Origin of the sequence: Thermotoga sp. Mc24 (assembly GCF_000784835.1) — a bacterium.
GTDB lineage: Bacteria > Thermotogota > Thermotogae > Thermotogales > Thermotogaceae > Thermotoga.
Map to the genome: position 1 here is coordinate 306,739 of NZ_JSFH01000009.1, position 12,500 is coordinate 319,238.

Genomic DNA, 12,500 nt, shown 5'->3' on the forward strand with positions numbered 1-12,500 from the left:
ATGGTGTCAATTAAAAAATATTTCTGTAAACCAGAACATAGACATGATTAATGAAAGGAAATCTGAAAAGGACAGACTCCTCAGGGGAGGGTGATGAAGAAAATTCAGAACCCAGCCACTTCGTAGAGTTTGTAGGCTATCTCGTGTGTTCTCTTCTTCAGTTCCTCGAAGTTTCCACGGAAGATTTTCCACAGGATCTTTGTCGTGTAGAGAAGAGAGAATCTGGAAAGCATGTTTCTGAGCTCTTCCGTGTTTTCGCTTGGAACTTTCACCATTATTCTGTCAAGCCACTCCTCATAAACACCGATGTGCAGTGAAGAACCTTCTGTTTCGTCTATGAGAGAATTTATAGAGTGAACCAAATCGTAGAGATGGAAGTACTTTGTGAGCTGAGAGATGAGTTTTTTGTCCACGTCCCAGTTGAGTTCCGCAGGAACCGGTTCATAATAAGAAAAAAAGACCACACCATTTGGAAAATCCGCCGATGAGATCTCGAGTTCCCTTTCCATGAAAGCCTTGTTGTCGTAGTAACTCATCATAAAAACTGGCACCTTTTTCATCAAGAGCTTCAAATCCTCGGGATGAACCTTCAAGCTTCCGATCTTCATGTTCAGATTGAGTGAAACCTTCTGTGGTTTTACAAAGAAATCGAGACCCTTGTGAACTATGTGTGTCATCTCCCGCCCTCCCTGTACCATTCGATGAGATCAGAGAGTATCTTCTTTGAGAGGTTCATACCATCCTCGCTCAGAAAAATTTTACCATTTTTCACTTCCACATAACAAGGATATTTTTTTTGTAACTTTTCCAGCAAGGGAAGGAGGATTCTCACCCGGTTTAACTCTACTCCCTCCTTTATCCTCAAACCCATGAAGACGGTCTCCAGTGCTTCCTCTTCTTCTGTGTTTTCATGCACGTATTCGTAAGGTAGTTCTCCTCTGGTGATTTTTTCCTCGTACTCTTTGAGATCAGAGACATTCACGTATCGAAGCCTTCCGATGTGTCCACCCGCGGAAACACCGAGTCCCAGATAGTTTTCATTTCTCCAGTAGAAGATGTTGTGAAGAGATTCCTTCTCTGGCTTGGCAAAATTTGAGATCTCGTATCTGACGAATCCCCGTTCTTTCAGAAATTCGACGAAAAGGTCGTGTCTCCTTTCCACATCGTCTTCTTCGGGGAGTTCTACAAGACCTTTCTGAATGAGATCGAAGAGTTTTGTTCTTTCGTCTACCTCGAGGAAGTAGATCGAAACGTGCTGAGGAGGAAATTCTTCAAGGAAACGAAAGTTCTTCTCCAGTGTGATGTCGGTCTCACTGGGAAGTCCAAGGATGAAATCGAAGTTCACGTTTTCGAACCGCTCTAGGATTATCTTTGCTTTTTTCTTGAGAGTTTCTTCGTTGTAGAGCCTTCCAGTGTTCTTCAGCACAGTGTCGTCGCAGGCCTGAACACCGAGGCTGATTCTGTTGATTCCAATTTGTTTGTAGATCTTCAGTTTTTCTGGTTCAACGGACTCCGGATTGACTTCGATGGTTATTTCAATTGGTGTGAAACTTCTGGAGACTCTCTCCAGTTTTTCCAGAACCATTCCCAAAAAAGAAGGAGAGACGACCGAAGGAGTCCCTCCACCGAAGTAGGCGGTTTTTATCTCGCTTTCCCTGAGTACTTCTTCGTAGAGATCGATCTCTTTCAGGAGACAAGAGAAATACTCGTCGAATTTTTCAGAAACAACGGAGTAGAAGTCGCAGTACACACACTTGCTCTTGCAAAAGGGAACATGGACGTAAACAGCGAGTTTCATGACTTTTTGCTTTCGATCAACTCCTTCAGTCTTTCAAAATTCACTTCGTACTCATAGAGAGGTGTTTTGTCACCTTTTCTTGCGAGTTCCTCGAAGGTCTCTTTGTTTTTGTTCACATAGAATATTCCAAGTGGGAGTTTCTCATCTTCTATAGCTCTTTTGAAGGCGAGTTCTCTATCTGTGGGATCGTGGTCTTTCAGGTAATATGTGTTCTCTTTGTACCATTCGTACGTGTTCAGCTTGTTGAAAGTGACGCACGGCTGGAAGATATCCACGAGGGCGTACCCTTTGTGCCTTATCGCTTCTTTCAAGATGTCTTTTGTGAACTCCATATCTCCTATGAAAGTCCTTGCAACGAAGGAAGCATCGAGTGCTATAGCAACAGCTAAAGGATTAAACGGTTCCAGGATCACACCGTCCACCTGTACGGGTGTTTTGAAGCCTTTCAGACTCGTGGGAGAGGCCTGTCCCTTTGTGAGACCGTAAACCTGATTGTCGTGGACTATGTTCACAATATCCGGGTTTCTTCTGATCGTGTGTATGAAGTGGTTTCCACCTTCACCGTACATACATCCATCTCCACTTTCTGCGATCACAAGGAGGTTCGGATTCGCCACCTTTATCGCCGTCGCTGCGGGAAGTGCTCTTCCGTGAAGTCCGTTGAACATGTTAACACCAACGTACTGGGGCATCTTCGCTGCCTGACCTATACCTGATACAATGACCACCTGTCGTGGATCGACGTTCAGTTCCTCCAGTGCCTTCATGAGAGCGGTTCTTATTCCGAAGTTTCCACACCCTGGACACCAAGCAATATCCTTGCTTATGTATTCATCCAGCCTCATTCACAACACCTCCGCTATTTTCTCTTTCAACTCTTCGACGGAAAACTGAAGGCCACTGTACTTGAGAATTCTATCCTTTATGTGGAAACCCGTCACCTGGCGGATCAGATTCGCGAATTGCCCTGTCGCATTTCCTTCCACTGCCACAACTTTTTCGGCCTTTTCGAAGTACCTCGAGACGGACTCATCGATTGGCCAGACCTGAGAAAAATGAAGGAGCGCCACTCCATTGAGATCTTCTATCGCTTCCTTTATCGGTTCCAGAGTGGAACCCCAGGCCACCAGAAGAACCCGGTAGTTTTCATCACCGATCAGTTTTGGTTCTACAAGTTCTTTTTTCAAAGCTTCTCCTTTTCTGAGCCTCTTGTTGACCATTCTCACACGGGTATCGAAATCTTCAGTTATGTGACCGAATTCATCGTGCTCGTCGCTGTCGACCTTCACAAGACCCTCACCGTATCCGGGAATTCCTCTTGGAGAGATACCATCTTCGGTGATAACGTACCTGATGTAGTCTCTTGTTGTTTTTATGAAGTGTTTTTCCACCTTCAATTCGTCCAAATCAAAACCAGGAAGGTTGTAATACGAGTCAACAAGATACTGATCCGTCAGCACAAAGACCGGCACCTGGTATTTGTCAGCAACGTTGAAGGCTTTCTGTGTCAGATAGAACGCTTCTTCCACGTTTCCGGGAGCATAAATGACCCTTGGAAAATCTCCGTGTCCAGCGTACAGAGCCAGGTTCAAATCTCCCTGCTCCGTTCTTGTGGGAAGACCGGTCGCGGGTCCAGGTCTCTGTGCCAGATGAATCACAGCGGGTGATTCTATCATTCCGGCAAGACTGAGGGCTTCTTCCATGAGGGCAAAGCCTCCACCCGATGTGGTGACAAGACCTCTCGCACCGGCATACCACGCTCCGATGATCATGTTCATGGCGGCGATTTCGTCTTCTGCCTGTTCCACCACTATTCCGAAGTTGTTCTTGTGTTGGGAAAGAAAAACAAGTACGGAAGTGGAGGGAGACATGGGGTAGGAGGAGACAAAATTACAGCCTCCAGCGATCGCTCCGAGTCCCACAGCCTCTGCTCCATTCAGAAGAACCTCATTCTTTATCGATGAATCTTTTTCAACGTCGAATTCGATTTTCTGAGAGAGTTCTTGACCTTTCTTGTATCCTTCCAGCGCAGCGCGGATGTTGTCGTTCACGATGTCTTCACCTTTACTGCTGAACTGTCTGGTGATCTGGTCTTTCAGAGCGGATTCATCGGCGCCGAGCAGTCCAGAGAGAAAACCTATGGCAACTGAATTCGCGTATATGCTCTTTCCAATCTGTTTTGCTATGTTCAGGAAAGGTACCACGATTTTTTCTCCGGGTGATTCTTTGATGAACTCTTCCTCTCCGATGACCAGTGTTTTTTCCGTGATACGATTCTTCAGCCTTTCTGTGGCCCCCTTTCCCAGGGGTATGAGCACGTCTATTCTGTCAACGAAGGAACGAACCCTTCTCGATGAAACCCGGATCTCCGTGGTGTTGTTTCCTCCTCTCACTCTCGACATGTACTCTTTGGTGGCAAACACATGGAATCCGGAGTCTTTTAAAACCCGTGTTAGGACGTTCTCGACTGTCTGTATTCCCTGTCCCGCTTCCCCACTCAAGACAATGCTCACATCTTTCATTCTGAACCACCTCTCTTTTTGAACTTGTTTTTGTAGAGGAGATCGTCTGCTCTCGAGAGCACTCTTTCTATCGGTATGAAACCGTCTATCTCTTCATAACCAACGGAGAATTCTATGTTGAAGGGCAAGTCTACATTTTTAAGGTTTTCTTCTACCCTTTTCAGAACACCGGCAGCGTTCTCTTTGGTGCTATCGACGAGCACCAGGAGAAACTCATCGCCACCGTATCTGAAAACAAGATCTGACTCCCGAATGGTTCTCTTAAGGACTTTGACAAATTCAATGAGTGCTTTGTCACCCATCAAATGTCCGTAAGTGTCGTTTATCATTTTCAAACCATCTACATCCATGATCACCAGAATGGACTTCTTCTGGTTTCGCCTGAGCCACGCCATGTGAGAGAATATCCACTCGTTGAAGTAGTGCCTTGAATAAGCTTCGGTTAGGGGATCTTTCAGTGCGAGTTCGCGGTACTTCTGGTGAAGATGATATTCCCTCAGGTAGAGAGACACCACTTCCGCAAACGTATTGAGAACGCCAAAGAATGAAGGTGCTATGTTTTCATTCGACAGAAAAACCATGTGGTAAGAAGGTATGTTTTCATCCTTCAGATTCACGATGATGTAATGAGCACCTTCTTTCTCCAGTTTTTCTATTTTTTCTGTCTCTTCTCGGGATTTTCCAAAATCGAATTCCGGTATCTTCTCCATACCCATATGAAATACGGGGATGTCCCCTTCGAATACGATTCCCCCTGTGAAAACATTACTCGCTTCTACGATCTTCTGCAGGGCCTCTTTGAGAAATTCTTCGGCTGAGATGGGTTTTCTGAAAAGGAGCAAGAGGGTGAATATGGTGCTCATGATCTTTTGAAGTTGCTGTTCGTTTGTCAGAGTTTTTCTCATGAGAAGATAGGTGCTCGTAAGGTTTCCAAGTGATTTCAAGATCTTTTTTGAAAGTTCTGAAAAGCCAAAGTAAGGACTGTCGAGGGCGATGTTTCCCACAAATTCGTCTCCAGAAAATATACCCACAACGAGGCTCTTTCTCGTACCTCGGAGAGTCTTTTCAAAGAATTTCCACATGTCGTCTGGAAAAAGTCCCCTGTCATAGTCAAGGAAATCAACCTCTAATGGATCTTTTCCAGCTCTGAACAGATATCTGGATGGAAATCTTTTTCCAAACAGATCTACAATGTGTCCCCTCGAGGCAACAAAGACCCAGTCTCCTGATGGGGTGATTCTGGAGACGCTTCCTTTTGTTGCTTCTGGAACCACTTCCATCGCGATATCCAGGATTTTCTGAAAGAACTCTTCTTCAGGCGAGTTCGGATCGAGTTTTGAAAGTCCATCAACTATGGTATCGAGGCTCTTTTCCAGCTGTCTGTAGTACTCGATCTTCCTTCTCACATGACAGAAAAGATAAAGCGCAAACACAAGAAATCCAAACGAGATAACGTAAAAGAAAACCTGCAAACTATTTCCCCCTCACAATTCCAGCGATTCTCCCGGCTCAAGAATCACACATTCAACACTCATTTCCGTCACTTTCTTCTTGAATAGTTCCACATCCGCGAAGATGAGTTCCCATGTTCCATAATGCATGGGAACAACCTTCTTCGGTTTTATCATCGCCGTTGCTCTCACGGCGTCTTCCACGTCCATGACGAAATTTCCACCGATTGGAAGAAACGCTACATCCACGTTCTCTTCTCCGAGAAGTTCCATCTCCCTGGTCAAACCGGTGTCTCCTGCGTGGTATATCTTTTTTCGCTCGAGCGTGATGAGAAAGCCAGCAGGATTTCCTCCGTAGATCATACTGTCTCCATCGAGAATTCCAGAGCCATGAACGGCAGGTGTCATCTTCACCCTGCCAAAATCGAAGAGGTAGCTTCCACCTATGTGCATGGCATGGGTCTTCACACCTTTTTTTCCGAGGTAATGGCAGATTTCGTAGTTGGATATCACCGTGGCATCGTTTTTCTTTGCTATTTCTACAGCATCCCCGAGGTGATCTCCGTGTCCGTGTGTCACGAGTATGTAATCGATCTTTGGAAGATCCTCCAATTTTACAGGACAAACCGGATTTCCTGAAATGAAAGGATCGATGATGATGTTTTTCTTTCCCTCTATCAGCACCACGGCGTGTCCCAGGAATGTGACTTTCATGTTACCACCTCCTACTTTAGATTATACTCTTTTCGGAAATTAACGTTGAAGAAGGAATATGTTCGTTGAAAAATTCTTCTTTCTGTACTGGTTTCTCTTCCAGCGTAATGTTAGAATAGATCTACGCAGATTACATTTCGGGAGGTGGATCCTAAGTGGAAAGCACCAGTCTTCCTCCGTAAAAAAGCAGCCTGAGGAGGTGTGAGAATGAAGATCAAAGTGGAAATTGATCTTCAGGAATTGATCGAAAAAGGAGACTTCAAGACACTCAAAAGAGTTCTCGAACAACAGGATCCCGCCGACGTGAAGGAGATGATTGAAAAGCTTCCGCCTGACCTGAAAGTGGTCGTTTTTAGACTCCTTCCCAAGGATAAGGCCGCTGAAGTGTTCAGCGAACTCGAACCCGATGATCAGTTGGAACTCATAAAACTTTTCAGAGAGGAACGGCTGAAGGAGATTTTCGAATCGATGGATCCAGACGACAAGGTAGAACTGCTCGAAGAGATGCCCGCGAACGTGGTGAAGAAGCTCCTTTCATACCTTCCTCCACAGGAGAGGGAGGAATTGCTTCACATCCTGAATTATCCCGAAGATTCTGCGGCAAGGCTTGCCACCACAGAATACGTAGAGCTTTTCGAGGATATGACCGTCAGGGAAGCACTGGAAAAGGTGAGAAGAGAAGGAAAGAAGAAAGAGAACATCTACTCTCTCATGGTGATAGATAGAACAAGAAAACTCAAGGGAACCGTTGAGCTCAGAGACATGATCGTTGCCGATCCCGATCAGAAGGTATCGGAAATCATGAACAAGGATCCTGTTTTTGTTCACGCCACTGATGACCAGGAACTCGCGGCGGAACTCATGAAGAAATACGACCTGATCATACTACCGGTAGTTGACAGCGAAGAGAGATTGATTGGTGTGATCACCTTTGACGATCTCGTTGACGTCATCGAAGAAGAGGCAACGGAAGACATACAGAAGATGGCCTCAATGAGTGTTACTTACACACCCTATTTCCACACTCCTGTATGGAAGTTTATTTTGAAAAGATCCCCATGGCTTGTGGCGCTTCTTCTTCTTGAAAGTATAAACAGCAATATCATATCAGGCTATGAAAAGTTCCTCGCATCAATACCACTGATAGCAGCCTTTATTCCAACGATGATGGATGCTGGAGGGAACATTGGTTCTCAGATATCTGCTCTCATAATAAGAGGAATGAGTTTAAACGAGATAACCGCAAAAGACTGGTGGAAGGTTCTGCTGAGAGAATCTCTGATAGGTTCTATCTTAGGTTTTATTCTTGCGGGTGTTCTGTACCTGAGGGCTTTTCTGATCTCTTCTGATCCCACATTGAATTTCGCCGTTGCAACAGCCTTACTCGTAGTAATTCTGTATGCAAATATCTTGGGCGCGCTTCTTCCCTTCATCGCCCGTATCTTCAAAATTGACCCGGCCTTCATGGCAGGACCGCTTCTCACCACGATCGTCGACGTGACAGGCATCATGATATATTTCTACGTGGTGCACAGTTTCTTGAGTTGAAGAGGAGAGACCATGGTTAAGCTGATAATCAAGTTTGGCTTGATAATAATCTCTTTCGTTGTGTTGTTTTCAAATGCCCTTCTGGGGCTTCTTTTCTTTTTCTTACTCTCTCTTCCTGTGGTGAGAAACGCTGTTTTGGGAAGACTTCCGATAAAATTGAAAAAATCGGTAACGGGCAATGTTTACACTTACGAATACAAAAATGGCCTGAAAATGGACATATATTATCCATCTGTGAAAAGAAAGAGTTATCCGTTCGTGCTTTTTGCACACGGTGGTGGATGGATCTCCGGATACAGAAGGCAGCCCAACAACGTTTCGTGGTACAGATTTCTCAATGCAAACGGTTTCGCTGTGGCGACATTTGACTACAGATACGGTTACTTTCATTACATCGAAGATATTCTGGAAGATCTGAAAAGTGCTGTCTCTTTCCTGAATGAAAACAGGGAGCATCTGCTGATTAAAAACCTGAATCTCATGGGACTTTCAGCGGGAGGGCACCTTGTTCTGTACCACGCGATGAGATCTTCGAAGGAAGGAAAAAAAGATTTCGATGGTCACGTGGTAGCCTGGTATGCTCCCTGCGATCTTCTCGACCTGTGGAGCATGGAAACATCCTCTCTCTTCGCGAGGTTCTCTGTTGCAACGACGTTGAAGGGACTTCCCGTACGAAAGAAAGAAGATTATGTGTTCTACTCTCCTGTGACCTGGGTGAACCCGAAGGTGCCTCCCACCATGCTGGTTCACGGCATGAAAGACGACGTTGTGCCTTACATCTCATCTGTTAAAATGTATAAAAAACTCAGAGAAAACGGTGTGCAGGCAAAGCTGAGGCTTCATCCGAAGGGGAAACACGGTTTTGAGTTCGTTCTGAAAGATCCTTTGACGGTGAAGATCCTCTACGAAACGGTATCGTTTTTGAAGAGGTGAAAGTGTGTTCGAACACGTAAAGGTGCCTTCCGATTATTCCCTCGGATACGTTCACAGGACAAAGAATGTCCGGATTTCCATTTTGAAGTTCAAATCGACCTATCCAGACGCGGAAAAAGGAACAGATCCTGTGGAGGTGTACATCTTCTCACCGAAGAGGAAAAAAGTGGGGTCGGTGATGATACTTCAGGGACTTGGAAGCCGAAACGTTCTGTATCTTCTTCGGATGGCTTACTATCTTTCCAAAAGGAAGATAGAGGCGATAGTTCCTGTTTTGCCGGGAAACTTCATCCGCGTAGCGCACGGTTCTGTGAGCGGGAAGGACTATTTTTCCTCCGACCTGGGAAAGATGACCAGGTTCTGGGAACACGCTCTCACAGATCTACTCAGTCTTTTGGAACTTTTGAAAGTTAAGAAGATGTGGCACGAGAGGAACTGCCTCTTCGGGTACTGTCTTGGTGGGATGATCGCTGTTTTACTCAACGCGATGAGCAGCGATTTCAAAAAGACGATCATCATGATGGCTGGTGGTGACTTTGCCACTCTGTTCTGGAAGTCACCCACTCTGTCTTTTGTGAGGCGTGAGTTGAGAAGTGGAAAGGGAGAAGAACACGGAATGACAAATGAGAAAAATTTCTACGACACCTACAGAAACGATCTGGAGAGACTGAAGGAATTTTCCTCGGTTCAGGAAATGTTGAATTCAAACATACATCCTCTTTTGAAGCTCGATCCGCTCGCTTACGCGAAGTTCGTGGATACCTCGCGGATCGTGATGATGGAAGCGATGTTCGACAAAGCACTTCCAAAGAGCACAAGAGACATTCTATGGGAGTACCTTGGAAAGCCCAAAAGGATAAGGGTTCCATCAAGTCACGTGAGCTGGCTTCCGTTCCAGATGCTCGCTGCCAGGTACATAGTGAAGCTTCTCAAAGAACAGGGCGCTGAGGATTGAGAGATTGATCTTCTCGCTTTCTTTTATCTTCCAGAATTCCAGCGGATCCGGTTCACCGCAGATATCCAATCCCAGAATCTTTCTCAAGGGAATGTGACGTAGCACGTTGAGGAGTTCTTCCAGTGAAACTCTTCCTCTTTCCCAGCCAGTTATTCCGATATTCAGAACATCTTTGTCAACACTCAGATACACCGGATATCTTCCAAAAAGTTTCAGGATCTTCTGAGGATCTGTTTCGGAGTAAAACACCCTGTGGATCTTTTCCTGCTCCTGAGTGCCTACAACCACAACTTTCACCAGGTGTTTCAGTTTCAGAGCTTTTCTGATCCAGCTGTCGCAGGTGAGAAACTCCTCCTCTCTGGCATCGAGGTGATTGTCGAACACAACCAGTACGAAAGGCCTCTTTATTTTTTTGATGATGAGGTAAGTGAGGTGGTGAAACTCTCCATCCCCCAGAAACGTTACTCCCGGGTGTGGAGGAAGGATGTTTTCAATTTCAGGGATCTTTTCGGGAAGAACCATGTACCTGACACCTTCGATTCTTTTAAAAAACACAAACTCAGCGAGTGATTTCAGAGTCCGCTGTTCTTCGTAAACTCCGTTGAAATCGAGGATGTGGATCTGAGGAGATCTCACACTAGCACCTCCTCAGTTTTCCACCATCCTTTCCAGAAGAGACCTCAAAAGTCCTTTCAGGACTTTTTCCTCCCTCTCTGCTGTTTCGAGAAGAACCCTGGGATCTATCTTCTTCTCTTCGAGTTCACTCCTGTATGCCTCTATCCAGCGTTTCATGGTCCTGGCTCCTACCTCTATATGAAACTGAAGACCCACAGCCTTTTCATAGACGAACCCCTGGTTTTCGTACTTTTCGGAAGTAAAGACCCTGGTTGCTCCATGTGGAAGATCGAAAGTGTCTCCGTGCCACTGGAACACCAGCAGTCTGTCCGGAAATTTCCCGAAGAATCTATCGTCGGAGACCTTTTCGACGAAGAACCAGCCTATTTCCTCTCCGTTTTTTCCCCTGTAGACACTTGCACCAAGAACTTTGGCGAGCATCTGAGATCCCAGACAGATTCCAAGGAAGGGAATTTCTTTCTTCAGAGTCTCTTCTATCAACTGGAATTCGTATTTCAGGAAAGGGAATTTCTCTTCCTCGTAGGCCCCCATGTAACCTCCAAGAAGCACCACGAGGGAGTACTCTTCGAGAGGTCTTTCAAGTTTTTCTCCTTTTGGAGTGTCCAGGTATTCGAAACCCCAGTTCTTCTCCTTGAAGATATCTTCCATCATTCCAAGGTCCTCTATCTCGACGTGTCTAATAGCGAGCACCTTCACATTAGATACCTCCTTCAAGATGAATACTGAAGACACCGTCTTTCAGGTTGAAGAAGAGATCAGGATTGAGATCCGACTCGACAAGGTTCTCGATGGTCTTCAGAAGAAGTCCGTCTTTCTTATCGATGAAGTAAGAGATCCCGCCGGGTACTCTGAACAGAACTTCCAGAACGCAGTCTTCTGCCTCGAAGTAAAGCGGGACGTTCATCTTTTGAAAGCCGAATCTTATATTCAAAACACTGTCTCTTGTTTCAATCCGTGTGAACCTGTTTTCTTCGAATTCGCCCTTCACCGTGAAAGCACCTTCTTCAAATGAAAGTTCAAATGTATCCCTCGGTAGCTCGACCTCCACCATCTTTGGCCCGAGTTTTTTCCAGAGAGAACCCTTCACGATTAGATTTGAACCGACTTTTGATACTTCTATTCCGCTTGACGTGGACACCCTGAGCTCTTCACCCTCGATGAACCTGACAGTGAATCCTCCACTTCTGAACGAAATTCTATTCACACCGGTGAAAACCTGATATTTTCCAGGTGTCGAAACATACTCGTATGGCCACACAAGAAGCAGTATCAGAAAAGCGGAAAAGACTCCCACGCTCAGGAAGTACAACCACTTTTTCTTCACGCTGAGGTAGATGAAATAAATACCGAAAGTTATCAGCATCATCGGCCAGAAGAGACCAAGATTGTGAAATATTCTTGTGAAGAATGAAAGAGAGAAAAGATCCAGAAAGATCGTTGTAAGGAGCAGAACTCCCAGGAAAATGAGAAATATACCAAATATTATCTTCATTTTTCATCTCTCCTCAGAAGAAGGAGAACACCAAAGATCACTAACAGAACGGCAAGAACCACCTTCCATGCCACACCGAAGAAGATTGGGAAAAAAGCGGACGCGAGAAAGACGATTCCCAGAAAAATGAGAAGCCCACCGACTAACACTTTCAACCCTTCTGCGTTTTGAAGTGGTTTTTCTTCGCTTTCTGTTTTCACCTCTTCTTCAGGTATGATCAACCAGGCGATCATGTAGAGCAGAAGACCCGCTCCCCACGCGAGTGTGATGAGAACCCAGATCAATCTTACGAGAGTCGGATCGACGTTGAAGTACTCCGCAAATCCTCCACAGACACCCGCTATGATCCTGTTCTTTCTGGACCTTTTGAGCTGTTTCATAAGCATCCCCCCTTTCAGAAGATTTTAACATAAAAGAAATTAGACATCCCTTATTTTATGGTAAAAAATTT

The 12,500-nt window shown here is 45.3% G+C and carries 13 protein-coding genes; 3 read left to right on the top strand and 10 right to left on the bottom strand.

Annotation, left to right across the window (positions count from 1 at the left end; all coding sequences use genetic code 11):
• Nucleotides 1–104 precede the first annotated feature (104 nt).
• From MC24_RS05710 to MC24_RS05735, 6 genes are read right to left on the bottom strand one after another with little or no spacing between them, the layout of a single operon-like run.
• A complete protein-coding gene (locus tag MC24_RS05710) occupies nucleotides 105–677 on the bottom strand; it encodes a hypothetical protein (protein WP_004080202.1) in 573 nt (190 codons plus the stop codon).
• Entirely contained in the window at nucleotides 674–1,798 is a 1,125-nt protein-coding gene (hemW, locus tag MC24_RS05715) for a radical SAM family heme chaperone HemW (protein ID WP_038053390.1), read from the bottom strand. The genes MC24_RS05710 and hemW overlap by 4 nt, the downstream gene beginning before the upstream one ends.
• The gene (locus MC24_RS05720; protein WP_038053393.1) at nucleotides 1,795–2,643 is read right to left on the bottom strand and encodes a thiamine pyrophosphate-dependent enzyme; all 849 of its coding nucleotides are present in this window, start codon (nucleotides 2,641–2,643) and stop codon (nucleotides 1,795–1,797) included. Before MC24_RS05720 ends, hemW begins: the two co-directional genes overlap by 4 nt.
• Complete coding sequence (locus tag MC24_RS05725) at nucleotides 2,644–4,320, bottom strand: 2-oxoacid:acceptor oxidoreductase subunit alpha (protein ID WP_038053396.1); 1,677 nt, start codon at nucleotides 4,318–4,320, stop codon at nucleotides 2,644–2,646.
• Entirely contained in the window at nucleotides 4,317–5,792 is a 1,476-nt protein-coding gene (locus tag MC24_RS05730) for a GGDEF domain-containing protein (RefSeq protein ID WP_038053399.1), read from the bottom strand. Before MC24_RS05730 ends, MC24_RS05725 begins: the two co-directional genes overlap by 4 nt.
• Nucleotides 5,793–5,804: 12 nt before the next feature.
• Entirely contained in the window at nucleotides 5,805–6,485 is a 681-nt protein-coding gene (locus tag MC24_RS05735; RefSeq protein WP_011944003.1) for a metal-dependent hydrolase, read from the bottom strand.
• Between the two features lie 207 nt (nucleotides 6,486–6,692).
• On the opposite strand from MC24_RS05735, the gene mgtE reads away from it, so the two are divergent.
• From mgtE to MC24_RS05750, 3 genes are read left to right on the top strand one after another with little or no spacing between them, the layout of a single operon-like run.
• Nucleotides 6,693–8,033, top strand: coding sequence for a magnesium transporter (gene mgtE / locus MC24_RS05740; protein WP_011944004.1), 1,341 nt, complete (start codon nucleotides 6,693–6,695; stop codon nucleotides 8,031–8,033).
• A gap of 12 nt (nucleotides 8,034–8,045) precedes the next feature.
• On the top strand, nucleotides 8,046–8,966 hold the full coding sequence (locus MC24_RS05745) for an alpha/beta hydrolase (protein WP_038053402.1): 921 nt from the start codon (nucleotides 8,046–8,048) through the stop codon (nucleotides 8,964–8,966).
• A 4-nt stretch (nucleotides 8,967–8,970) separates the two neighbouring features.
• Complete coding sequence (locus MC24_RS05750) at nucleotides 8,971–9,921, top strand: hypothetical protein (RefSeq protein WP_038053405.1); 951 nt, start codon at nucleotides 8,971–8,973, stop codon at nucleotides 9,919–9,921.
• Here MC24_RS05750 and MC24_RS05755 read toward each other — a convergent pair.
• From MC24_RS05755 to MC24_RS05770, 4 genes are read right to left on the bottom strand one after another with little or no spacing between them, the layout of a single operon-like run.
• Nucleotides 9,835–10,557: a hypothetical protein gene (locus MC24_RS05755; RefSeq protein WP_038053407.1), complete on the bottom strand. Its 723-nt coding sequence runs from the start codon at nucleotides 10,555–10,557 to the stop codon at nucleotides 9,835–9,837. The genes MC24_RS05750 and MC24_RS05755 overlap by 87 nt on opposite strands.
• Nucleotides 10,558–10,569: 12 nt before the next feature.
• A complete protein-coding gene (locus tag MC24_RS05760; protein ID WP_038053410.1) occupies nucleotides 10,570–11,253 on the bottom strand; it encodes a type 1 glutamine amidotransferase in 684 nt (227 codons plus the stop codon).
• Between the two features lies 1 nt (nucleotide 11,254).
• The gene (locus MC24_RS05765; protein WP_038053413.1) at nucleotides 11,255–12,049 is read right to left on the bottom strand and encodes a hypothetical protein; all 795 of its coding nucleotides are present in this window, start codon (nucleotides 12,047–12,049) and stop codon (nucleotides 11,255–11,257) included.
• On the bottom strand, nucleotides 12,046–12,429 hold the full coding sequence (locus MC24_RS05770) for a PspC domain-containing protein (RefSeq protein WP_038053416.1): 384 nt from the start codon (nucleotides 12,427–12,429) through the stop codon (nucleotides 12,046–12,048). The genes MC24_RS05765 and MC24_RS05770 overlap by 4 nt, the downstream gene beginning before the upstream one ends.
• Nucleotides 12,430–12,500 lie beyond the last annotated feature (71 nt).

What these genes read in the sequence shown, in the direction of transcription:
- MC24_RS05710 (WP_004080202.1), bottom strand. Translation starts at nt 677, where the DNA reads ATGACACACATAGTTCACAAGGGTCTCGATTTCTTTGTAAAACCACAG.
- hemW (WP_038053390.1), bottom strand. Translation starts at nt 1,798, where the DNA reads ATGAAACTCGCTGTTTACGTCCATGTTCCCTTTTGCAAGAGCAAGTGT.
- MC24_RS05720 (WP_038053393.1), bottom strand. Translation starts at nt 2,643, where the DNA reads ATGAGGCTGGATGAATACATAAGCAAGGATATTGCTTGGTGTCCAGGG.
- MC24_RS05725 (WP_038053396.1), bottom strand. Translation starts at nt 4,320, where the DNA reads ATGAAAGATGTGAGCATTGTCTTGAGTGGGGAAGCGGGACAGGGAATA.
- MC24_RS05735 (WP_011944003.1), bottom strand. Translation starts at nt 6,485, where the DNA reads ATGAAAGTCACATTCCTGGGACACGCCGTGGTGCTGATAGAGGGAAAG.
- mgtE (WP_011944004.1), top strand. Translation starts at nt 6,693, where the DNA reads ATGAAGATCAAAGTGGAAATTGATCTTCAGGAATTGATCGAAAAAGGA.
- MC24_RS05745 (WP_038053402.1), top strand. Translation starts at nt 8,046, where the DNA reads ATGGTTAAGCTGATAATCAAGTTTGGCTTGATAATAATCTCTTTCGTT.
- MC24_RS05765 (WP_038053413.1), bottom strand. Translation starts at nt 12,049, where the DNA reads ATGAAGATAATATTTGGTATATTTCTCATTTTCCTGGGAGTTCTGCTC.
- MC24_RS05770 (WP_038053416.1), bottom strand. Translation starts at nt 12,429, where the DNA reads ATGAAACAGCTCAAAAGGTCCAGAAAGAACAGGATCATAGCGGGTGTC.